Source organism: Streptomyces crystallinus (genome assembly GCF_039521265.1).
Lineage (GTDB): Bacteria > Actinomycetota > Actinomycetes > Streptomycetales > Streptomycetaceae > Streptomyces > Streptomyces crystallinus.
On sequence record NZ_BAAACA010000002.1, the window covers coordinates 13781 to 34448 of the forward strand.

Genomic DNA, 20668 nt, shown 5'->3' on the forward strand with positions numbered 1-20668 from the left:
CGGCCACGGCACCGGGAACTGCGCGGAGCGGACACGGCGAGAGGAATGTCGAGTTGGTCATGGGGGAAGCCGTCGAGGGGCGCGAGGCCGCGGACCTGCTGGAGCGGGCCCGGGTGGCGGTGAACCCGCGGCTGCGGGCCACCGTGGAGGCGCTGCCCGGCTCGATACGGCGGGTCGCGATGTACCACTTCGGGTGGGAGCACGCGGACGGCACCCCGGCCGCCGGACAGGCGGGCAAGGCGATCCGGCCCGCGCTCGTCCTCGCCGCCACCGCGGCGCTGGGCGGCGACCCCGAGCACGCGCTGCGGGCGGCGGCCGCCGTCGAGCTCGTCCACAACTTCACCCTGCTCCACGACGACGTGATCGACGAGGACGCCACCCGGCGCCACCGGCCCACCGCCTGGACCGTGTTCGGCACCCCGGACGCGATCATCGTCGGGGACGCGCTGCTCGCGCTGGCGCTGCGGCTGCTCGCCGAGGACGGCCACCCGGCGGCCCCGGCCGCCTCCGCCCGGCTCGCCTCCTGTGTGATCGAGCTCTGCGCCGGACAGCAGGCCGACTGCGCCTTCGAGCAGCGCGGCCCCCAGGAGGTCTCCCTGGAGGAGTGCCTGGACATGGCGATGGCCAAGACCGGGGCGCTGCTCGGCTGCGCCTGCTCGCTGGGCGCGCTGTACGCGGGGGCCGGGCCCGAGGAGGTGGGCGCGCTCGACGCGTTCGGCCGCGAGGCCGGCCTCGCCTTCCAGCTCATCGACGATCTGATCGGCATCTGGGGCGACCCCGGCCGCACCGGCAAGCCCGCCGGGGCCGATCTCGCCTCGCACAAGAAGTCGCTGCCGGTGGTGGCCGCCCTGACGTCGGGCACCCCGGCGGCGGCCGAACTCGCCGAGCTGTACCGGGGCCCGATGGGGGCGGCCGCGGTGCGGCGGGCGGCGGGGGCGGTGGACCGGGCGGGGGGCCGCGACTGGGCGCAGATCCACGCGGCCGACCGGATGGCGCGGGCGGTGGGCGAGCTGTCCCGGGCGGTCCCGGACCTCGCGGCGGCGGGCGACCTGCTGGCCCTGGCGGAGTTCGTGACCCGGCGCTCCAGCTGAGGACGGCCCGAGGGGGGCCGGAGCGTCGGGGGGCGGGCCGAGGGGCCCCGGGGCTGCCTCCGGGACCCCTCGCGCCCTGACTCGGGGAGAGCCAACTCTAGGATCGTTCCGATCAGTTGAGGATGACCGGAATGCGAACAGGGGCGGTCTGTATGAGCACGGAACCGGGCACGGACATACGGCGGGTGGAGCCGGGCGACGAGAAGGCCGTCGAGGCGGTGGTGGCCCTGCTCGACGAGGCGTTCCAGGACGACCCGGTGAGCAGCTGGGTCTTCCCGGACCCGGCGCACCGGCGCGCGACGCACCGCCATCTGATGCGCGCCTTCCTGGAGATCTCGCTCGCCGAGGGCCATGTCGACCTCACCGGGGACGGCACGGCGACGGCCCTGTGGATCGATGTCCCCGCCGAGCCGGAGGAGGGCGAGGAGGACGGCCCTGCGCAGCTGCGGGCCGCCGTCGACCCGGCGAACGAGCGGGTGGAGCTGATCGGCCGGCTCACCGGGTCCGTCCATCCGCACGGCCGCGCCCACACCTATCTGCTGCTGATAGCGGTCGCCCCGGACCGCCAGGGCCAGGGCGCGGGGGCCGCGCTGATGGCGCCCGTCCTGGAGCGCTGCGACCGGGAAGGCCTGCCGGCCTATCTGGAGGCGAGCAGCGCGCGCAGCTCCGTGCTGTACGAACGGCTGGGCTTCGTGCACCTCGGTGAGCCGCTGCGGCTGCCGGACGGGCCGCTGATGTACCCGATGTGGCGCGAACCGGGAGCTTGAGCGCTCGCAGGACAGTTCATTCGGCCTTCGCGTTCGGCTGCGGACCGCCTGTGGCTGGTCGCGCAGTTCCCCGCGCCCCTCAAGGGGCCACCACCCTGGCCACGATCATTTCCACCAGGCGGTCCGTCTGGTCCGGGCCGAGCACGTCCGGCAGGGTGAGGTGTTCGACCAGCAGGCCGGTCATGGCGAAGTAGAGCAGCCGTACCGTGTCCGCGTCCCCCGGCAGCCCGGCCTCCAGGTGGAAGGCGATGTTCGCCTCCAGATCGCCCCGGACGGCCTCGGTCAGCGCCTCCCGCAGCTCCGGCCTGCGGGTGGCCTCCAGGCGCAGCTCCAGCATGGCGAGGTAGCCGGTGCGCTCCTTGACGATCCGCCGCAGCAGCCAGTGCATCAGCGAGCCGACCAGCTCCCGCGAGGGCCCGGGCCGCATCGCCTCGCTCACCTCGGCCGGATCCGGTGTCATCCGTACGTGGATGTGCCGCCCCGCCTGGGTGAACAGGTCGTCCCTGCTGGTGAAGTAGTTGGAGGCGGTGCCGGGCGGCACCCCGGCCTCCGTGTCGACGGCGCGAAAGGTCAGCCCTCGCGCGCCCTCGCGCGCCAGCACCTCGATCGCCGCGTCCACGAGAGCGGTCCTGCGTTCCGGGTTCCTGACCATCACGACTCCTCTTTCCGACGTGCCCGACCCAAGGGCCTTGCGCAACCACTACACCCAAAGTACTTTACTCGAAGTGGTTCATCGCCGACCACGCACCCGAGCCGGAAGAGGCCAGCTTGCGCAAGCTCTCGTACTACATCGCCCTCACCATCGACGGTTTCATCGCCGCTCCGGACGGGACGTACGACTTCTATCCGCTGAGCGAGGAGTTCGTCGGCTTCCTGGCCGGCGAATTCGCCGACACGCTGCCGACCGCCGCCCGCCGGGTCCTGGGCGTCGACGAGGTGCCCAACCGGCGCTACGACACGGTGGTGATGGGCAGGGGGACGTACGACCCCGCCCTCAAGGAGGGCATCACCAGCCCCTACGCCCATCTGCGCCAGATCGTCTTCTCGCGCAGCCTCGACGCGTCCCCCGACCCGGCCGTCGAGATCGTCTCCGATGACCCGGTGGCGTTCGTGCGCGAGCTCAAGCGCGAGGAGGGCCTGGACATCTACCTCTGCGGCGGCGCCGACCTCGCCGGGCAGCTCATCGACGAGATCGACGAGCTCGTCATCAAGAGCTACCCGGTTGTCGCGGGCGCCGGAATCCCCTTGTTCCGGGCGGAGTTCGGCCCCCGGGCGTTCCTGCCGACGGGCAGCCGTTCCTTCGAAAACGGTACAGTCGTCACCACTTACACAAGGAAGCGCTAACTCCCATTTCGGTCACGCCCTGTGACGAACGGCAGCTTGCGCCGCTAATCTCCCGCCCATGACCACACAGTCCTGGGCGGGCTGGTACCGAGACCGCCATGGATCCGAAGCGCTGACGATCACCGCCGACGGGACCCAACTGCACACCCGCATCAGGGGAGTCGACTTCGCCGGAGCCGGGTTCGACTCGCTCGGCCCGGTACCGGGCATACCGACGGAGGGCTCGTTCGTGCTCGACGGCGGCTCCCTGCGCGACTTCGTCCTGGAATGGGACATGCCGGTACCGGTCGCCTCCGCCGACGGCGCCCTCCACCAGGCCACCCTGAGCTGTCTGCTCTCCCTCAAGCCGCCCGAGCCCGACCTGGGGCTCGCGCTGCACCTCGGGGGAGCGGTGTACGCCTCGGGGCGCGCGGAGCTCGACTTCGGATCGGTCCTGGACGACATCCGCCGCCAACTCCCGTACGGCGCCCATCTCCAGCCGTCCGTGCTCGAAAGCATCTGACCCGACCGACCGCTCCCCCCGGGGCCCGTCCACGGACGGGCCCCGGGCCGTCTCAGTACGTCTGGAGCTCCACCAGATTGCCGTCCGGGTCGTGCAGATGCGCGGCCCGCATCGTCGGCCCCCACTGCGGCCGGTCCTGCGCCGGGGCGACCACGGTGGCGCCGGCGGACGTACAGAGCTCCACCCCGGCGTCCAGTGCCTCGGGCCCGTCCACCCGGATGACGAGGGAGGCCCCGACCGGCACGTTCTCGTCACCGACGGCGGCGGCCATCGCGGCCCGCGCGAAGAGCGCGAACGTGGTCCGCCCCTCGCAGTCGTCCCAGCTGGCGTACCCCGACGCCTCGGTGCCGCGCGCCAGCGAGCAGCCGCTCAGCTTGGGCAGCACGGCCGCGTAGAAGCGGAAGGTCGGCTCGTAACGCTCCACCAGGAGCCGGGTGTAGGGGGGTGCGAGAGGTGCCATGCTCCGAACCTATCCCGGAGGATCATGTTCCGGGAGGGCGGGACACCAGGCCGGAAATCGACGGTCCACAGCGGCCCGCACACGCCGACAGCACCCGGCTCCGCGCGGATGCCGGGTGCTGTCGTGTACCGCTTTCGCCGGAGCGGCGAAGGAGGCGTTACGCCTTCTTCGTCTCCCAGAAGATGCGGTCGATCTCGGCGATGAGCTCCAGCGCCTTCTCGCCCGTCTTCGGGTCCGTCGACGCCTTGGCGGCCGAGAGGGCCTTCAGGGTGTCGTTGACCAGCTGGTGCAGCTGGGGGTACTTCTCGAAGTGCGGGGGCTTGAAGTAGTCGCTCCAGAGCACCGAGACGTGGTGCTTGGCGAGCTCGGCGCGCTGCTCCTTGATGACCACGGCACGCGCACGGAAGTGCGGGTCCTCGTTGGCCTGGAACTTCTCCTGCACGGCCTTGACCGACTCGGCCTCGATACGGGCCTGGGCCGGGTCGTACACGCCGCAGGGGAGGTCGCAGTGGGCGCTGACCTTCACCTTGGGGGCAAACAGGCGGGAAAGCATTGAGCTGTCCTTCCTCGTGATCGTCTTCTCAGGTGGGACATTACTCGGTGGAAGGCCCGTTTTCGCGAGTGCCCCCGGGGGCTTAGGACAAAAGTCCAGGGTCACCATGGGACTCGTGGCGGAACGTACCGTGGGAGTGCACCGGGTACCGGGAGGTGGGTGGCGGATGACGGATCAGGGGCGGGAGCCGAGGGTGCCGTTGGGGATCGCGGAGGTGACTGGCACCTCCATGGTGCCGACGCTGCTCCACGGCGATCAGCTGCTGGTGCACTACGGGAGCGAGCTGCGGGCGGGCGACATCGCGGTGCTGCGGCATCCGCTCCAGCAGGATCTGCTCATCGTCAAGCGGCTGATCGAGCTGCGCGAGGGCGGCTGGTGGGTGCTCGGCGACAACCCCGACGACGAGGTCGTGGACAGCCGGGCCTTCGGGAGCGTGCCGTGCGAGCTGGTGCTCGGGCGGGTGCGCGGCCGCTACCGGCCGCTGACCCGCGGGCGTCAGCGCTCGGTCGGCGTGGTGCTGTCCTGGGCGCTCTCGGCGCTGCGGCCGGTGTTCGCGGACCGGTCGGTCTCCAGGCGCTTGCGCGCCCGGTAGGCCGCCACGTTCGCCCGGGTGGCGCACCGGTCCGAGCAGTAGCGCCGGGAGCGGTTGGTGGAGGTGTCGAGGTAGGCGTTGCGGCACGGCGCTGCCTCGCACAGGCCGAGCCGGTCCACCCCGTACTCGGTCAGATGGAAGGCCAGGCCCATGGACGCGAGCGCCGCGTAGCCCGCTGTCGCGTTCGAGGTGTGGTCCGCGAGGTGCATGTGCCACAGCGGGCTGCCGTCCTCGTCCCGGTGGTCGTGCCCGGAGATCTGCGGGCTGACCGGGAACTCCAGGAGCAGCGAGTTGAGCAGGTCCACCGCCCGTACCTCCTCGCCCGCGTCGGCCGCCTCGAACACCGCGCGCAGCCTTGCCCGCACCGCCCGCAGCCGGGGCACGTCGGCCTCGGTGGCGCGGCGGGCCGTGGTCGAATCCGAGGTGAACAGCTCCCGGATCACCTCGACCGTCGTCAGGGAGTCCTTGTTACGGGCCGGCTCCTCGGTGTTGACCAGGCGCACGGCGTAGTCCGAGTAATAGGCCAGTTCCACGTGTAATCCTTACGGCGGTCAGTAACGGCTGGGCGCGCTTCGAGGGTATTACGTGGAACTGTTCGGCGGGTACGAAGTCGGCCACTGGCGAAACGGACCCAAAGAGCGGAAAGGGGCGGTAGGGGCCCGCTCGGCCCCTACCGCCCCGTTCCGCACTCACGGCGCGTCCGCGCCCGCAGCGCCTTCGGCGCCTACAGCACCTTCGACAGGAACGACTTCGTCCGGTCGTGCTGCGGGTTGGTCAGCACATCGCGCGGGTGGCCCGACTCGACCACCACACCGCCGTCCATGAACACCAGCGAGTCGCCGACCTCGCGGGCGAAGCCCATCTCGTGGGTCACCACGATCATGGTCATGCCGTCCTCGGCCAGGCCCCGCATGACGTCCAGCACGTCGCCGACCAGCTCCGGGTCGAGCGCGGAGGTCGGCTCGTCGAAGAGCATCAGCTTGGGCTCCATGGCCAGCGCGCGGGCGATCGCCACACGCTGCTGCTGGCCGCCGGAGAGCTGCGAGGGGTAGTTGCGCGCCTTGTCGGCCAGGCCGACCCGGTCGAGCAGCTTCTCCGCCCGCTCGCGGACCACGGCCTTGCTCTCGCCCCTGACCTGGATCGGCGCCTCCATGACGTTCTCCAGCGCCGTCATGTGCGGGAACAGGTTGAAGCGCTGGAAGACCATGCCGATGTCACGGCGCTTGAGCGCGACCTCGCTGTCCTTCAGCTCGTAGAGCTTGTCGCCCTTCTGGCGGTAGCCGACGAGCTCGCCGTCCACGTACAGCCGGCCGCCGTTGATCTTCTCCAGGTGGTTGATGCACCGCAGGAAGGTCGACTTGCCGGAGCCGGAGGGGCCGATCAGACAGAACACCTCGCCCTCGGCCACCTCCAGGTCGATGCCCTTGAGGACCTCGACGGCGCCGTAGGACTTGTGCACGCCTTCGGACTTCACCATGGCGGTCATCGGGTCACCGCCTTCGGGGTGCGACGGAACGAGGCCACATTGGCCTTGATCCGCTGGAACGGGGTGGGCGGGAGCGCGCGGGTGGAGCCGCGGGCGTAGTAGCGCTCCAGGTAGTACTGGCCGATCGAGAAGACCGTGGTCAGGATCAGGTACCAGGTGGCGGCCAGGAACAGCATCTCGACCGAGGCGCCGGAGGTCTGGCCGATGTCCTGGGCCTGGCGCAGCAGCTCGTAGAACTGCACCGCCGAGACCAGCGAGGTGGTCTTCAGCATGTTGATGACCTCGTTGCCCGTCGGCGGCACGATCACGCGCATCGCCTGCGGGATCACGATCCGGCGCAGGGTCTTGCCGTGGCTCATGCCCAGCGCGTGGGCGGCCTCGGTCTGGCCCTCGTCGACCGCGAGCAGACCGGCGCGGCAGATCTCCGCCATGTACGCGGCCTCGTTGAGCCCGAGCCCGAGCAGCGCCGTGAGCAGTGGCGTCATGAACGAGGACCAGTAGTCCTTGTAGATCGGTCCGAGGTTGATGTACTCGAAGACCAGGCCCAGGTTGAACCAGACCATCAGCTGGACCAGGACCGGGGTGCCCCGGAAGAACCAGATGTAGAACCAGGCGATCGACGAGGTCACCGGGTTCTTCGACAGGCGCATCACGGCGAGCAGGATGCCGCCCACGATGCCGATCGCCATGGACAGCACGGTCAGCAGCAGGGTCTGGCCGACGCCGTCGAGGATGCGGTCGTCGAAGAAGTAGTCGGGGATGGCTCCCCAGTTGATCTTGCCCTGGCTGAACGCGTAGATGATCGCGGCGAGCAGGGCGATCGCGATCACGGCGGAGACGTACCGGCCGTAGTGGCGGACCGGGATCGCTTTGATGCTCTCCGGAGCGGCGGGGGGCGGGGTGTCCGCCGGCTCCGTCTTGTTGACGTCAACAGTCACGGGTGTTGCCTTTCAGAAGCCTTCAGGCCCTCCGCCCGGGGACGGGGCGGAGCGCGCCTGGAGCGGGGAGGTTCAGACGCCGCCGTTGATCTTGGCTTCCTTCACGGCGCCGGCCTCGACGCCCCACTTCGCGATGACCTTGTCGTAGTCACCGCTCTTGATGATCGCGTCGAGCGCCTCCTTGAGGGCGTCGCGCAGCTGGGTGTTCTCCTTGGAGACGGCGATGCCGTACGGGGCCGCCTCGACCTGCTCGCCGACGATCTGGAAGTCCTTGCCGCCGCCCGAGGTCTTCACCGCGTACGCGGCGACCGGGAAGTCCGAGGAGCCGGCGTCGGCGCCGCCGGAGCGCAGCCGGGTCTGGGCCTGCTGGTCCGTGTCGAAGGCCTCGATCGAGATCTTGCCCTTGTCGCCGCACTTCTCGGACTGCTTCTTGGCGAGGTCCTCGGAGACCGTGCCGCGCTGGACCACGATCTTCTTGCCACAGAGGTCGTCCCAGGTCTTGATGCCCTGGTCCTTGCCCTTCGCAGTGTAGATCGACACACCGGCGGTGAAGTAGTCCACGAAGTCGGCGCCCTCGCCGACCTTCTTCTTGGTGTCCGAGTCCACGCCGTTCTGGCGGTCCTTGGTGTCCGTCATGGCCGACATGGCCATGTCGTACCGCTTGGCGCGCAGACCGGTGACCAGGGTGTCGAAGGTGCCGTTCTCGAACTGGAACTTCACGCCCAGCTGCTTGCCCAGGGCGTCGGCGAGGTCCGGGTCGATACCGGCGGTCTTGCCGTCCTTGTCCTTGAACTCGACCGGGGCGTACGCGATGTCCGAGCCGACCTTGATGACGCCCTTGTCCTGGATCGCCTTGGGCAGCTTGGAGAAGAGCGGGGCCTTGCTGGTGGCGGCCGAGCTGGAGCCCCCGTTGTCCTTGCTCTTCGTCTGGTCTCCGCAGCCGGTGAGCAGCAGGGCGCCGGCGACCGCGATCGCGCCGACCGCGGCAATCCGGGACGAGGCGGCGGTCGTACGACGGGTGGTGCTTGCGGTCATGGTCGGGTTCCTCCGGCGGGTGAGGGAGTGGCCAGTGAGTGAACAGTGGGCCGTGGTGCCCGCCGTTGGGCGACACGACCGTGTTGTGTCGGCATCTTGCCATTCGGACCTGCGGAATCAGGGGGGCGCGCATGTCAAAATCGGATAACGGGTCACCCCCCAACCCCAACGGGCCGGTACACCAAGGCCGGACCTTGTGCGGGTTTCCTCTGGACCGGCCGGAAAATCTGCGGTTCATCTCGCGTTGTGGACGCGTTTCATGCCGCATAGCTCACTTGTCCAGACATGCCGCTATGAGTCGTGTCACCACGGCGTTCCGCAGTCGAAATGGACTACTCGGCGCACCCCTCCGTCCGGTAAGAAGGATCCTTACACCCCTCATCCGGGGCTCAGGGCGCGTTGTGCGGCGCGCCCGCGCGTACGTACCTCCTCCCTGCGGGGCGGGCCAACCGCTTCCGCGGGGAACGTGCGTGGTGCCCACCCACCCCTCCTCAACAAGGAGTGGCCACCCTCAACTGATGAAGACTTAAGGGGTCAAATCAAAATGGCAGCGGAGATCGTCAATCCTCGCAGCGACAGCAGTACCGACCAGGGTTCCTCGGAGGAGCCCTTCGATCCGGCCTTCGCCCTGCACCGGGGCGGCAAGATGGCCGTGCAGGCCACCGTGCCCATCCGGGACCGGGACGACCTGTCCCTGGCCTACACGCCGGGCGTGGCGAAGGTGTGCACCGCGATCGCGGAGAACCCGGAACTGGTCCACGACTACACCTGGAAGTCCCAGGTCGTCGCCGTCGTCACGGACGGCACGGCCGTGCTCGGGCTGGGTGACATCGGCCCCGAGGCGTCCCTCCCCGTGATGGAGGGCAAGGCCATCCTCTTCAAGCAGTTCGGCGGGGTCGACGCGGTGCCCATCGCGCTCGCGACCACCGACACGGACGAGATCATCGAGACGGTCGTGCGTCTGGCGCCGTCCTTCGGCGGAGTGAACCTGGAGGACATCTCGGCGCCGCGCTGCTTCGAGATCGAGCGGCGGCTCCAGGAGGCCCTGGACATTCCGGTCTTCCACGACGACCAGCACGGCACCGCGGTGGTCACCCTCGCGGCGCTGCGCAACGCGGCGAAGCTCACCGGGCGGACGCTCGGCGAGCTGCGGGGCGTGATCTCGGGCGCCGGCGCGGCCGGTGTGGCCATCGCCAAGTTCCTCCTGGAGGCGGGCCTGGGCGACGTGGCGGTCGCGGACCGCAAGGGCATCGTCAGCCGGGACCGTACGGATCTGACCGACGTCAAGCGCGAGCTGGCCTCGATCACGAACAAGGCGGGTCTGTCCGGCTCCCTGGAGACCGCGCTGGCCGGCGCGGACGTCTTCATCGGCGTCTCCGGCGGTACGGTGCCGGAGGCGGCGGTGGCCTCGATGGCGCCCGGCGCGTTCGTGTTCGCCATGGCCAACCCGAACCCGGAGGTCCACCCGGACATCGCGCACAAGTACGCGTCGGTGGTCGCCACGGGCCGTTCGGACTACCCGAACCAGATCAACAACGTGCTGGCGTTCCCGGGCATCTTCGCGGGCGCCCTCCAGGTCCGGGCCTCCCGGATCACCGAGGGGATGAAGATCGCGGCGGCGAACGCGCTGGCCGACGTGGTCGGCGCGGATCTGGCGGCCGATTACGTGATCCCGTCCCCGTTCGACGAGCGGGTCGCTCCCGCCGTGACGGCGGCGGTCGCGGCGGCGGCGCGGGCGGAGGGCGTGGCCCGGCGCTGACGCGCCGGCCCCGGCGGCCACCTCCGTCTGAGGGGGCGGCCGCCGGGACCGTTTCCGGCCGCCGGTCCTGCGGCCCGCCGCCCGGTCCCGGCCCTGCCGGGCCTGCGGGCCGCCGCCGGGCCCCCGCCCCTGCTGCCGGGCCGCCGCCCCTGCCCTGCCGGGCCGCCGCCTCGTCCCTGCCCCGCATGTGGGCTGTCACGGCGCTCCTGCGCTGCTCGCCCTCCCGACTGTCGCACCGCCCCTGCCCTGCCGCCTGTCGGGCCGCTGCGCCGCGCTTCCCTGCCCCGCCTGCGGGCTGTCGCGCCGTCCCTGCGCTGTTCGCTGTGGCCGCTGCGCCGCCCTTCCCCGCTGCCCTGCCGTTCCCCGCCACCGCTCGCTGCGGGCTGCCGCGTGCCCCCCGCCGCTGCGGGCCGCCGCGCGATGCCTCCCCCCCCCCGCCGCTGCGGGCAGTCGTGCCGCTAGGGGCGGCACGGGTGGGCGCAGCGGCGCCCCCGGTCCGCCGGGCTGCGCACCCCCCGCCCCCTGCCCCGGTCCTGCGGATGCCTTCGCGGGTGCGGACCGTGCGTGGCTGGTCGCGCAGTTCCCCGCGCCCCTTTGGGTCGGGCTGCGCCCTCCGTCCCGTTTCGGGTCTGCGGGTGCGTCGTGGCTGGGCGCGCAGTTCCCCGCGCCCCTTGAAGTCGGGCTGCGCCCTCCGTCCCGTTCGGACCTGCGGGCCGTGCGTGGGGCCGCGCCCCTTGGGGGATGTGGGGGTTGTAACCCGGATCGTTCGCCCAGGGCGTCGTGCGGCGCGTCACACTCGGGGGTGGTTCCGGGGTGGGGGCGGGCGCGCCTATCGTCAGGGCCATGTTCGCCGCCTATGCCGCACGCATCGACCGTGACCAGCCGCTCTCCGGTCTGGAGTTGGGGGAGCGGCCCGCCCCCGAGGTACGCCCGGGCTGGTCCCTCATCGACGTACGGGCGGCCTCGCTCAACCACCACGACCTGTGGTCGCTGCGCGGGGTCGGGCTCGGGGAGGACAAGCTGCCGATGATCCTGGGCTGCGACGCGGCCGGGGTCGACCAGGACGGCAACGAGGTCGTGCTGCACTCCGTGATCGGCCAGAGCGGCCACGGCGTGGGGCCGCGCGAGGGCCGTTCCATCCTCACCGAGAAGTACCAGGGCACCTTCGCCGAGCAGGTCGCCGTGCCGACCTGGAACGTGCTGCCCAAGCCCAAGGAGCTCAGCTTCGCCGAGGCCGCCTGTCTGCCGACCGCTTGGCTCACCGCGTACCGGATGCTCTTCACCAACGCGGGTGTGCGGCCCGGTGATTCGGTCCTCGTGCAGGGCGCGGGAGGCGGGGTCGCGACCGCCGCCATCGTGCTCGCCAGAGCCGCCGGGCTCCGCGTCTTCGCCACCAGCCGCGACGAGGCCAAGCGCAAGCGGGCGGTCGAGCTGGGCGCGCTGGAGGCGTACGAGTCCGGCGCGCGGCTGCCGGAGCGGGTGGACGCCGTGATCGAGACCGTCGGCGCCGCCACCTGGTCGCACTCCGTCAAGTCGCTCAAGCCCGGCGGCACGCTGGTCATCTCGGGCGCCACCAGCGGCGACCGGCCCGCCCACGCCGAGCTGACCCGGATCTTCTTCCTGGAGCTGAAGGTGGTCGGCTCGACCATGGGCACCAAGGAGGAGCTGGAGGACCTGCTCGCGTTCTGCGCGGCGACCGGCGTACGTCCGGTCATCGACGAGGTGCTGCCGCTCGACCGCGCGCGCGAGGGCTTCGAGAGGATCGAGTCCGGCGACGTCTTCGGGAAGATCGTGCTGACGACCTCTTGATGGTTCGTCAGAATCCCTGATCTGATCTCCGGCACGCTCACCCGACGACGTGCCGGAGGTGTCCCTTGCGTACACGTACGAACAAGGTCCTGGTGACGGTGGGGTGTTGTGCGGCCCTCGCCGCCGGCTCCCTGGCGCCCGCCGCCCACGCCCGGGAGGCGGACGGCATCCCCCGGCTCACCGACGACCGGGGGCGCACCCTCACCCTCCGCGGCTGGAACGTCGAGGACAAGGCGCACCGGGGCGACCGGGCGCTCTCCGCGATCACCGAGCGCACCTTCCGCGACCTGCGGGCGCACGGCTTCGGCTTCGCGCGGCTGCTGGTCTTCTGGGACGACCTGGAGCCGGAGCGGGGCCGGTACAGCCGGGCGTACCTCCGTAGGATCGAGCGGATCCTCGACTGGGCGCACCGCTATGACGTCCAGGTGCTCATCGACGCCCACCAGGACGTCTTCGGCCCCGCGTTCGGCCACCGGGGCATCCCCGCGTGGGCGACCCGGACGGACGGGCTGGCGTTCACCCCGCACCCGGACGACTGGTTCTCCGAGTACTACGAGCCCGCCGTGCAGCGCGCGTTCACCCATCTGTACGGGGACGCGGACCTGCGCCGGGCCCAGGCGGACATGTGGCGGGTGCTCGCCGCGCGGTTCGCGCACCATCCGGCGGTCTTCGGGTACGACCTGATCAACGAGCCGATGGGCGAGTTCAGGGAGGGCGAGGACGCGCCGACGGCCGCGCGCCGGATCGAGGCCGAGCAGCTGACGCCGATGTACAACCGCCTCGCGCGGGCCGTGCGCGCGGCCGACCGGCGGCACTGGGTCTTCGTGGAGCCCACCCCGGCGGTGGGCGAGGGCGTGCCGACGGGCCTCGGCAGGATCAAGGACCCCAAGGCGGTGTACGCGCCGCACTTCTACAACACCGCGATGGAGGCGGGCGCGGACTACGACCCCTCGGCGGGCTGGATCGAGGCGTACGAGGCCGCCGTGACCGCGTACCCGAAGAAGCACCGGGTGCCCGTGGTGGTCGGCGAGTGGGGGCCGCTCAACAACGAACTCCCGCACATGGGGCGCTTCTACACCGACGCCCTGGCCTCGCTGGCGCGCTACACCTCCGGCTGGGCGGGCTATGTGTGGTGCTACGGCGGCGGCTACTGCGCGGCCGACGCGGGCGGGGAGCTGCGCGGCAACAAGGCGCTGATGGCCACGCCGTACGCGCGCGCGGTCGCGGGCCGGGTGCGCACACAGGCGTACGACCCGGTGACGCGTACGTACCGTCTCGGGTACGTCGCCGACGGCGGCAGCACCCGGCTCTCGCTGCCGGGCGAGGCGCGGCGGTGGCGGATCGAGGTGACGGGCGGCCGGGTGCGGGGCGTCGACGTCCGGGCGGGGGCGGGCGCGACGGTGACCGTGACGGTCGCGCCGCGCACGCCCTAGCCCCGGTGTACGAGGATGAAGTCGCCGTACGGGTGCGCGCCCGGGCGGCCGTTCGTCTCCGCGAGCGCGCGGCGCAGGGTGTGCAGATGCTCGGCGGTGAGTTGGAGCGGCGGTTCGTCGGGCTGGTGGGTGGTGCCGCGCGGGTAGTCCTCGTCCGGGGTGGTGGTCATCTCGATGTGGCAGCCGAGGACGTGGCTGACGGGCCGGTCGGCGCAGAAGTCGATCAGCCGGTCGGCGGTCTCGGCGTACGCGGCGGCGTCGTCCACGTACAGCCTGCCCGGGTACAGCGAGTCGCCGGTCAGCAGGAGACCGGTGTGCCGGTCGTAGAAGACCACGGCCGCCGGGTGGTGGCCGGGGCCCGGCACCAGGTCGAGCACCCGGCCGCCGAGGTCGAGCTCGGCGTTGCGGCGCGGCCAGTCGGTGAAGCCGAAGTGGCCGATGACGTCGTCGAGTCCGGGCGGGACGACGGTGGTGTGCGGCCGGTCCGCGAACTGCGCGTCGGCGGCGATGTGGTCGCCGTGGCCGTGGGTGTGGGCGACGACCAGCTCGTACCCGGTACGGGGGTGGCGGCTCAGCCAGTCGTCGACCAGGGCGTCGACGGTGGCGCGCAGCGGGAGGTGGGCCGGGTCGGGGCTGGCCCCGGTGTCCAGGAGCAGGGCGCGCTCGTTGCCGAAGAGGAGGAAGAGGAAGGGCGCCTCGAAGTGCACGGACATGTTCTGCCGCAGGAGCAGGGTGTGTTCGGTGTACGGGTGGATCTGGATCTCGGGGGCGGGGTCGTGCTTGGGGGAGGGCCAGCCGGCGTGCCAGTGGGTGGGGAGGGGTGCGGGTTCCGGTGCGGCGAGAAAATCGATCACGCACCCCAGTGTGCCCCCTCCCGGGGCTGCGCCCCCGGGCCCCCGGTCGTCTGCGGACCGTGGGTGGCTGGTCGCGCAGTTCCCCGCGCCCCTCTTCGGCCCGGTGTTCGTCTGCGGGCCGGTGGCCTCTTCTCGCGCAGTTCCCCGCGCCCCTAAGTGCCTAGGGGCGCGGGGAACTGCGCGAGCAACCGGCCACTCAGCCGCAGACGAAGGCCGGGCCCGTTACGCCGTGCCCCGGAGGATCGCTCCGATGTGGGCTGCCGCCGTGGACAAGTGGAGGCGGGTGTCGCGGAGTTGGGACTCCGTCACGCCGTGGTCGCGGGCCGCGTCGCGGATGTCGTCGCGGAAGCGGTCCAGGAGCCGGTCCAGGTCGCGGGCCGGGTTGCCCGTCGCCGGGTCGTCGGCCCAGACCGGGGGCGCGGGCCGGGCCGGGGCGGCGGCCGGGGCCGGCTCCCGGGCCGGCGGGCGGCCGAAGCGGCCGAGCTCCCTGGTGATCTCCGCCAGACCCTCCCGTACGCCCGTGGGCCAGTCGCCCCGCGCGAAGTGGTCCTGCACCTGCTCCGCCACCCGCTGCACCTGCTCGCGCGCCTTCTCCTGGGCCTCCTTGGCCTGGCGGCGCGCCTGCTGGGCGTCCTCGCGGGCGCGGCGCGACTCGTCCTTCGCGCGGCGCGCCTGCTCCTTCCACTCCTGCTTGGCCCGCTTGAACTCCTCCTTGGCCTGGAGCCAGGACTCGCCCTCGGCCGGGCCGGAGGTCCGGGCCTCACGCGCCTCACGCGCCTGGCGGCGCACGTCGTCGCGCAGGTCGCCCGCCGCGCCCCGGACGTCCGCCCGGATCTCGGCGGCGAGCTCGGAGACCGACTCGCGGATCTCCAGCTCCAGGTCGGCCAACTCGCCGCTGCGGCCCGCCAGTTCGGCGCGGCCCGCGTCGGTGATCGAGTACACCTTGCGGCCGCCCTCGCTGGTGTGGGTGACCAGGCCCTCCGCCTCCAGCTTGGCCAGCCGCGGGTAGACCGTCCCGGCGCTCGGCGCGTACAGCCCCTGGAAGCGCTCCTCCAGGAGGCGGATCACCTCGTACCCGTGGCGCGGGGCCTCGTCGAGCAGCTTGAGGAGGTAGAGGCGCAGACGGCCGTGGGCGAAGACGGGAGGCATCTCAGAGCACCTTCCCGGTCGGAGCGGCGGCCGGGCCCGCCGCGTCGTGCGGCGCGGGGCGCGGCAGCAGCGCGATCGCACCCGAGACGGTGGTGGCGCGCAGCGTGCCGGTGCCCGCGCCGAGCGTCCCGGTGATCCTCTTCGCGCCCCACTGCCCGCTGACCCGCAGGTCGTCGAAGGCGTTGGAGACCGCGCCGCTGGTGGTGTTCGCCTCGACCGTGGCGTCCGCGGCCGGGTGCTCCAGACGGATGGCGATCTCGCCGGACACCGTGGTCAGCCGGACGTCGGCGGGTTTGCCCGAGGGGTCGAGGTCCAGCACCATGTCGCCGCTGACCGACTCGGCCTTCACGGAGGCGGCCGCGCCCTCGATCACCGTCAGATCGCCGGAGACCGACTGGAAGCGGAGGTCGCCGGTGACGGCCTGGGCCTCCACGTTCCCGGAGACGGTCTCGGCGCGGACGGAGCCGGACAGGCCCACCAGCGTGGTGTCGCCGGTGACGCCGCGGACGTCGGTGCGCCCGTGGATCCCGGAGACCACGGCGGCCGCGCCCACCACGCCGACCTCGACCGCGCAGCCGGACGGCACCGTGAGCGAGACGACCGCGCTGCGCCGCCAGCCCTTGCGGTCGAACCACTTCAGGAAGCCCTTCCAGGGCAGGTCCTCATAGGCGACGGTGAGCGTCGGACCGTCCTGGGTGACGATCAGCGGCGGCCCGTCGAGGGCGGACACCTCCAGGCGCGCGGAGCCTTCCTCGGCTCCCACGACGTTCACCGTTCCGTTGACGATCCGCACGTTGAGCGCGGTCGGCGGGGTGTCGAAGGTGAGGGTGCGCGGCTCCGGAACGGTCCACGTCGACTCGGCCATGGCTCTGCCCTCCCTGGGCGGTCACACGCAACATATCGCGTCTACTGCTAGACACGATATATCGCGGGTCGCGTAAGTCAAGGAGAGCGGGGCCCCCAGGGGATACCGGGGTTCCGGCCCGGATCCCTACTCGTCCTCGTCCTCGTCGTCGAGGCGGGCCAGCCACGTGGCGAGGCGCTCGACCGGGACCTCGAAGTCCGGGTTGAGGTCGACGAACGTACGCAGCTGGTCGGCGAGCCACTCGAAGGTGACCTCCTCCTCGCCGCGCCGCTTCGCCAGCTCCTCGATGCCGCGGTCGGTGAAGTACACAACGTGCTCCTGAACGTGCGGGGATGTTCCCCTCCAGGGTATCCGGCGCTCTGAAGGGGTCCCCTGCAACCGTCCGGCCGATTACCCTCGTCATCTCAAGTCAGGGGAACGTGCGACTGGTTGAGGGGGCGGCCATGGCGCAGGTACGGGAGATCGAGCTGCCGGGCGGGGCGGTCGTGCTCGCCCGGGTGTCCACCGCAGGGGGGTACGCGGCGGACGACGACGACGTCGGTGTGATCGAGAACGCCGTCGCCAAGGTGGAGCGGCTCGGCGAGCTGATCGTCGGGGTCGGGCGGTCCGTCCTCGACGCGGCCGCCGCGGTCCGGCCCGACGAGGCGACCATCAGCTTCGGCGTCGAGCTGGCCGTCAAGGCCGGGGCGGCCGTCGCCATCCTCGCCGACGGCGAGGCCAAGACGTCCATCCAGGTCACCCTGGTCTGGCGGCTGGAGGACCAGCCCGCCCCGCCGGTGCCCCCGCCGCCGCCCGCCCCGCCGCTGGTGCCCCCGGCCCCCGGTGGCGCGCCCGATGCCTGAGCCCGTCCATGACCTCTTCATCGACGATCTGGCGCGCGCGGCCACCGTCCACCTGCTCCCGGACGGCGGCGGCGAGATGTGGGGCAGCGGCTTCTTCGTCGCCCCCGGCTGGGTGCTGACCTGCGCGCATGTGCTGCGCCCGCATCTGGCCCGGGACCGCGAGCGGATCTTCCACGTCGGCAGCGAACGCCTCGGCGGCGACCCGCTGCCCGCCCGGCTCGCCGGCTGGCTGGTCGACGAGGACCCGCGCGGCGAGATCCCGGTCGAACAGGACCTGGCGCTGGTGCGCCTGCTCGACGACGACGTGGAGCACGAGTGCGTCTGGCTCACCGACTGCGCCGAGCCGGTGGGCGTCGGCGGCGCCGTCGTCTACGGCTTCCGGCCCGATGCGGGCCCGCTGAGCTGGCACAGCACCGTCGACATCCGTACGTACGACGGCAGCCACGGGCTCCGGTTCGACATCACCGAGATCCCCAAGGGCGTCTCCGGCGGGCCGGTCGTCGACCCGCGGACCGGCGCCGTGGTCGCCGTGATGAAGTCGCGCCAGATCGAGCGCGGCGGCGGCCGGGCCATCGCGCTGCCGGTGCTGCGCCGCTTCGGCGACCTCTACCGCACGGTGCTCGCCGAGCACGACCGGTGGCACGGCGGCGAGCCCCGGCTCAGCGGCTACAACACCTGGGTCGACCGCCAGCAGCAGCTGCCCGCCGCCGGACTGCACCACACGCCCGAGCAGTGGAGCCCGTACGACCGGCGCGCCGCCCTCAACCTGCTCGCCGCCGTGCCCGGGCCGGGCGGGGTGCCGCCGGTCGCCAAGCTGGCCCGCAAGGCGCGCGGCGGGATCGCCCCGCCCGCCAGCCTGCCCGACCCGCGCACCTGGCGCGACGGCCATGGACTGCTCTACGAGGCCCACCGCCCGATGCCCGCCATCGCCTTCCTGCACTACCTCAAGCTCGTCGTGGAGTACGAGCGCGGGCGCGGCGGCGACCCGGCGCAGCTGGCCGCCTGGGTGGGCGAGCGGCTGCGCGGGATCCCGCCGGTGGTGCACACCGTGGTCACCGAGGCGCGGCTGCCGGACGGGCTGCTGCCGGTGCTGGGGCCCGGCGCGCCCGAGGAGGTCCTGACCGTACTGCCGTATCCGACGGCCGAGCGCGTCGGGCCGGTCGTCACCGTCGAGCTGGAGCCGCTCTCCGACGCGCCCGACCGGTTCTACTGGCGCATCCGGGTGCACGACGGCGACCGGGAGGGCTCGCGGCCCGTGGCCGAGGAGTGCCGCGGCGACGGGGTGGCCGCCGGAGAGCTGATCCGGCGGCTGCGCCGGCCGCTGGTCACCGCGTTCCAGAGCGTCGACACCGACGAGTGCCCCGCGCCCCTCGAAGTCGCCCTGCCCGCCGACCACTTCGACACCGCCGTGCACCGCTGGCAGCTCACCGAGATGGGCCGGCTCTACCGGCCGCCCTACCTCGGGGTGCAGCGCCGGGTGGTGCTGCGCGACCTCGACCGGCGCGGCGAGCCCGACCCCGACTGGCGCGAGCGCTGGGAGGGGCTGCTGGCCGCCGAGGAGCTGGCCGCGGTGCCGGTGCCGCTGCCGGGGAAGGCGCCCCGGCTGCGGCACTTCACCGAACTGGCGCCGGGCGAGGTGCCGGTGCTGTGCCGGCCCGCCGGGCGCGGGGTGGGCGGCGCGGCCATGCGGATGGCCCTGGACGCCGGGCACGGCGTGGCGCTGTGGCACACCGACGGCCACCCCGAGCAGGGCTGCCACGACTTCTGCGCCGCGCTGCGCGCCGGGGCCGCCGATCTGCTCGGCCAGGCCAAGGACCCCACTGAACTCCCGGACCGGCTGCGCCGTATCAGGGAGGAGATCAGCGATTCCAAGGATGCCCAGCACTGGGCGGAGGGTGTGGCGATGCTCTACGACGACCCGGGACGGCCGCTGCCGGACCTCCAGCGGCTGGACGCGCCGTGACGCGGCCGCCCCGCGCGGGCACGCCGTGCGCCGCCGTGCGCCCGGACAAGCGCCGCTGTGACCGCCCGTGCGTCGACTCGCCCGGGTCCGGTCCCGAAAAGGCATTTCGACGGCCGCCAAGTGGGTACCTTCCGACTGGACCTCGACTCGCAGCGATCCGACCGAACCGCGTCTCGCGACGTGGCCGAACAGTGCCCCGCCGACCGTCGACGAGGAGCGAGCGATGGACGACTGGCTGATCTACCGAGGCTTCGGGGCACCGGATCCGGAGCGGATCCGTGCGCTGCCCCCGCCGCCGCGCTGGCGCACCTTCGGCGGCGAGCCGCGCCCGTACACCGTCCCGGACATCGACATCGCCTCCAGGCGCCGGCTCGGCGACCGCGTCTCCGAGCTCTCCGCGCACGACGCCGAGACCCTCCAGCTGATCAACGCCGCGCTGTATCTGCGCCGCCCGCTGCTGATCACCGGCGAGCCCGGCTCCGGCAAGTCGACGCTGGCGCACTCGATCGCGTACGAACTGGGCCTCGGCCGGGTCCTGCAGTGGCCCATCATCAGCCGCACCGAGCTCAAGGACGGGCTCTACACCTACGACGCCATCGGGCGGCTGCACGACGCACAGCTCGCCGACGGCCAGGCCGACGACATCGGCCGCTATATCCGCCTCGGCCCCCTCGGCACCGCGCTGCTGCCCGCCGCGCGACCGCGGGTGCTGCTCATCGACGAGCTCGACAAGAGCGACATCGACCTGCCCAACGACCTGCTGAACGTGCTGGAAGAGGGCGAGTTCCCGCTCCCCGAGCTGGAGCGCATCGCCGACCGGCCGGGGCGCGACGTGGTGGAGGTGCTCACCGACGACGGCCGGCGGGTCGCGGTGCCGAACGGCCGGATCCGCTGCCAGGCCTTCCCGGTCACCGTCCTGACCAGCAACGGGGAACGCGACTTCCCGGCGCCGCTGCTGCGCCGCTGTATCCATCTGCACCTGGAGCCGCCGCGCGAGGAGCGCCTCGCGGCGTTCGTCCAAGCCCACTTCGGGCCCGGCGCCGACGAGCGCAACGTCGATCTCCTCGCCCGCTTCACCCGCGACGACGGCGACGGCGAACTGCGCCCCACCGACCAGCTCCTGAACGCCATCTTCCTCACCCAGCAGATGAGCGAGGAGGGGCCGGAGCGGCGCGAGGAGATAGCCGAGCTCCTGCTGCGGCCGCTGGACACCAGGCAGCGGTGAC

22 protein-coding genes are annotated in these 20668 nt (G+C 72.2%); 11 read left to right on the forward strand and 11 right to left on the reverse strand.

Annotated features, from left to right (window positions below; translation table 11 throughout):
* Positions 1-59: 59 nt before the first annotated feature.
* Together ABD236_RS01325 and ABD236_RS01330 are read left to right on the forward strand one after the other, a co-directional pair.
* Complete coding sequence (locus tag ABD236_RS01325) at positions 60-1091, forward strand: family 2 encapsulin nanocompartment cargo protein polyprenyl transferase (protein ID WP_344068802.1); 1032 nt, start codon at positions 60-62, stop codon at positions 1089-1091.
* 152 nt (positions 1092-1243) lie between these two features.
* On the forward strand, positions 1244-1858 hold the full coding sequence (locus ABD236_RS01330) for a GNAT family N-acetyltransferase (protein ID WP_344068805.1): 615 nt from the start codon (positions 1244-1246) through the stop codon (positions 1856-1858).
* A 79-nt stretch (positions 1859-1937) separates the two neighbouring features.
* On the opposite strand, the gene ABD236_RS01335 is transcribed toward ABD236_RS01330, so the two are convergent.
* Positions 1938-2510: a TetR/AcrR family transcriptional regulator gene (locus ABD236_RS01335; RefSeq protein WP_344068808.1), complete on the reverse strand. Its 573-nt coding sequence runs from the start codon at positions 2508-2510 to the stop codon at positions 1938-1940.
* Positions 2511-2626: 116 nt separating this feature from the next.
* Here ABD236_RS01335 and ABD236_RS01340 point away from each other — a divergent pair, with 116 nt between their 5' ends.
* Together ABD236_RS01340 and ABD236_RS01345 are read left to right on the forward strand one after the other, a co-directional pair.
* On the forward strand, positions 2627-3202 hold the full coding sequence (locus ABD236_RS01340) for a dihydrofolate reductase family protein (RefSeq protein ID WP_344068811.1): 576 nt from the start codon (positions 2627-2629) through the stop codon (positions 3200-3202).
* Between the two features lie 58 nt (positions 3203-3260).
* Positions 3261-3704, forward strand: coding sequence for a DUF6304 family protein (locus ABD236_RS01345; protein ID WP_344068814.1), 444 nt, complete (start codon positions 3261-3263; stop codon positions 3702-3704).
* A gap of 52 nt (positions 3705-3756) precedes the next feature.
* Here ABD236_RS01345 and ABD236_RS01350 read toward each other — a convergent pair whose 3' ends face one another.
* Positions 3757-4164: a VOC family protein gene (locus ABD236_RS01350; protein ID WP_344068817.1), complete on the reverse strand. Its 408-nt coding sequence runs from the start codon at positions 4162-4164 to the stop codon at positions 3757-3759.
* 157 nt (positions 4165-4321) lie between these two features.
* The gene (sodN, locus tag ABD236_RS01355) at positions 4322-4717 is read right to left on the reverse strand and encodes a superoxide dismutase, Ni (protein WP_067163856.1); all 396 of its coding nucleotides are present in this window, start codon (positions 4715-4717) and stop codon (positions 4322-4324) included.
* 166 nt (positions 4718-4883) lie between these two features.
* Between sodN and sodX the strand changes: the two genes are divergently transcribed.
* Positions 4884-5309, forward strand: a complete 426-nt coding sequence (gene sodX / locus ABD236_RS01360; protein WP_344068822.1) for a nickel-type superoxide dismutase maturation protease — start codon at positions 4884-4886, stop codon at positions 5307-5309.
* Here sodX and ABD236_RS01365 read toward each other — a convergent pair.
* The 4 genes from ABD236_RS01365 to ABD236_RS01380 form a co-directional block, all read right to left on the reverse strand.
* On the reverse strand, positions 5213-5842 hold the full coding sequence (locus ABD236_RS01365) for a CGNR zinc finger domain-containing protein (RefSeq protein WP_344068825.1): 630 nt from the start codon (positions 5840-5842) through the stop codon (positions 5213-5215). The genes sodX and ABD236_RS01365 overlap by 97 nt on opposite strands.
* 191 nt (positions 5843-6033) lie before the next feature.
* A complete protein-coding gene (locus ABD236_RS01370; RefSeq protein WP_344068828.1) occupies positions 6034-6795 on the reverse strand; it encodes an amino acid ABC transporter ATP-binding protein in 762 nt (253 codons plus the stop codon).
* Positions 6792-7733 (reverse strand): amino acid ABC transporter permease, encoded by a 942-nt coding sequence (locus tag ABD236_RS01375; protein ID WP_344068831.1) that lies wholly within the window; start codon positions 7731-7733, stop codon positions 6792-6794. The genes ABD236_RS01370 and ABD236_RS01375 overlap by 4 nt, the downstream gene beginning before the upstream one ends.
* Before the next feature lie 72 nt (positions 7734-7805).
* Entirely contained in the window at positions 7806-8768 is a 963-nt protein-coding gene (locus ABD236_RS01380; protein WP_344068834.1) for an ABC transporter substrate-binding protein, read from the reverse strand.
* Positions 8769-9312: 544 nt separating this feature from the next.
* On the opposite strand from ABD236_RS01380, the gene ABD236_RS01385 reads away from it, so the two are divergent.
* The 3 genes from ABD236_RS01385 to ABD236_RS01395 all read left to right on the forward strand — a co-directional run bounded on the left by ABD236_RS01385 (position 9313) and on the right by ABD236_RS01395 (position 13769).
* Positions 9313-10527 (forward strand): NAD(P)-dependent malic enzyme, encoded by a 1215-nt coding sequence (locus ABD236_RS01385; RefSeq protein WP_344068837.1) that lies wholly within the window; start codon positions 9313-9315, stop codon positions 10525-10527.
* Positions 10528-11370: 843 nt separating this feature from the next.
* Entirely contained in the window at positions 11371-12336 is a 966-nt protein-coding gene (locus tag ABD236_RS01390) for a zinc-binding dehydrogenase (RefSeq protein WP_344068840.1), read from the forward strand.
* Positions 12337-12401: 65 nt separating this feature from the next.
* Positions 12402-13769 (forward strand): cellulase family glycosylhydrolase, encoded by a 1368-nt coding sequence (locus ABD236_RS01395; protein WP_344068846.1) that lies wholly within the window; start codon positions 12402-12404, stop codon positions 13767-13769.
* On the opposite strand, the gene ABD236_RS01400 is transcribed toward ABD236_RS01395, so the two are convergent.
* The 4 genes from ABD236_RS01400 to ABD236_RS01415 all read right to left on the reverse strand — a co-directional run bounded on the left by ABD236_RS01400 (position 13766) and on the right by ABD236_RS01415 (position 16946).
* Positions 13766-14623 carry an MBL fold metallo-hydrolase gene (locus ABD236_RS01400; RefSeq protein WP_344068848.1) on the reverse strand — a complete coding sequence of 286 codons (858 nt, stop codon included), beginning with the start codon at positions 14621-14623 and terminating at the stop codon, positions 13766-13768. The genes ABD236_RS01395 and ABD236_RS01400 overlap by 4 nt on opposite strands.
* A gap of 222 nt (positions 14624-14845) precedes the next feature.
* On the reverse strand, positions 14846-15772 hold the full coding sequence (locus ABD236_RS01405) for a PadR family transcriptional regulator (protein WP_344068851.1): 927 nt from the start codon (positions 15770-15772) through the stop codon (positions 14846-14848).
* Position 15773: 1 nt separating this feature from the next.
* Positions 15774-16637: a DUF4097 family beta strand repeat-containing protein gene (locus tag ABD236_RS01410; protein WP_344068853.1), complete on the reverse strand. Its 864-nt coding sequence runs from the start codon at positions 16635-16637 to the stop codon at positions 15774-15776.
* A gap of 126 nt (positions 16638-16763) precedes the next feature.
* Positions 16764-16946 (reverse strand): DUF6104 family protein, encoded by a 183-nt coding sequence (locus tag ABD236_RS01415; protein ID WP_101390066.1) that lies wholly within the window; start codon positions 16944-16946, stop codon positions 16764-16766.
* A 134-nt stretch (positions 16947-17080) separates the two neighbouring features.
* On the opposite strand from ABD236_RS01415, the gene ABD236_RS01420 reads away from it, so the two are divergent.
* From ABD236_RS01420 to ABD236_RS01430, 3 genes are all read left to right on the forward strand, one after another.
* Entirely contained in the window at positions 17081-17479 is a 399-nt protein-coding gene (locus ABD236_RS01420) for a CU044_2847 family protein (RefSeq protein WP_344068858.1), read from the forward strand.
* Positions 17472-19442, forward strand: coding sequence for a VMAP-C domain-containing protein (locus tag ABD236_RS01425; protein ID WP_344068861.1), 1971 nt, complete (start codon positions 17472-17474; stop codon positions 19440-19442). Before ABD236_RS01420 ends, ABD236_RS01425 begins: the two co-directional genes overlap by 8 nt.
* Before the next feature lie 223 nt (positions 19443-19665).
* Positions 19666-20667, forward strand: coding sequence for an AAA family ATPase (locus ABD236_RS01430; protein WP_344068864.1), 1002 nt, complete (start codon positions 19666-19668; stop codon positions 20665-20667).
* Position 20668: the final 1 nt, after the last annotated feature.

Coding starts and splice junctions, on each gene's coding strand:
- ABD236_RS01350 (WP_344068817.1), bottom strand. CDS start 4,164: ATGGCACCTCTCGCACCCCCCTACACCCGGCTCCTGGTGGAGCGTTAC.
- ABD236_RS01345 (WP_344068814.1), top strand. CDS start 3,261: ATGACCACACAGTCCTGGGCGGGCTGGTACCGAGACCGCCATGGATCC.
- ABD236_RS01405 (WP_344068851.1), bottom strand. CDS start 15,772: ATGCCTCCCGTCTTCGCCCACGGCCGTCTGCGCCTCTACCTCCTCAAG.
- ABD236_RS01335 (WP_344068808.1), bottom strand. CDS start 2,510: ATGGTCAGGAACCCGGAACGCAGGACCGCTCTCGTGGACGCGGCGATC.
- ABD236_RS01430 (WP_344068864.1), top strand. CDS start 19,666: ATGGACGACTGGCTGATCTACCGAGGCTTCGGGGCACCGGATCCGGAG.
- ABD236_RS01385 (WP_344068837.1), top strand. CDS start 9,313: ATGGCAGCGGAGATCGTCAATCCTCGCAGCGACAGCAGTACCGACCAG.
- ABD236_RS01410 (WP_344068853.1), bottom strand. CDS start 16,637: ATGGCCGAGTCGACGTGGACCGTTCCGGAGCCGCGCACCCTCACCTTC.
- sodX (WP_344068822.1), top strand. CDS start 4,884: ATGACGGATCAGGGGCGGGAGCCGAGGGTGCCGTTGGGGATCGCGGAG.
- ABD236_RS01380 (WP_344068834.1), bottom strand. CDS start 8,768: ATGACCGCAAGCACCACCCGTCGTACGACCGCCGCCTCGTCCCGGATT.
- ABD236_RS01325 (WP_344068802.1), top strand. CDS start 60: ATGGGGGAAGCCGTCGAGGGGCGCGAGGCCGCGGACCTGCTGGAGCGG.
- ABD236_RS01330 (WP_344068805.1), top strand. CDS start 1,244: ATGAGCACGGAACCGGGCACGGACATACGGCGGGTGGAGCCGGGCGAC.
- ABD236_RS01390 (WP_344068840.1), top strand. CDS start 11,371: ATGTTCGCCGCCTATGCCGCACGCATCGACCGTGACCAGCCGCTCTCC.
- ABD236_RS01425 (WP_344068861.1), top strand. CDS start 17,472: ATGCCTGAGCCCGTCCATGACCTCTTCATCGACGATCTGGCGCGCGCG.
- ABD236_RS01420 (WP_344068858.1), top strand. CDS start 17,081: ATGGCGCAGGTACGGGAGATCGAGCTGCCGGGCGGGGCGGTCGTGCTC.
- sodN (WP_067163856.1), bottom strand. CDS start 4,717: ATGCTTTCCCGCCTGTTTGCCCCCAAGGTGAAGGTCAGCGCCCACTGC.
- ABD236_RS01370 (WP_344068828.1), bottom strand. CDS start 6,795: ATGACCGCCATGGTGAAGTCCGAAGGCGTGCACAAGTCCTACGGCGCC.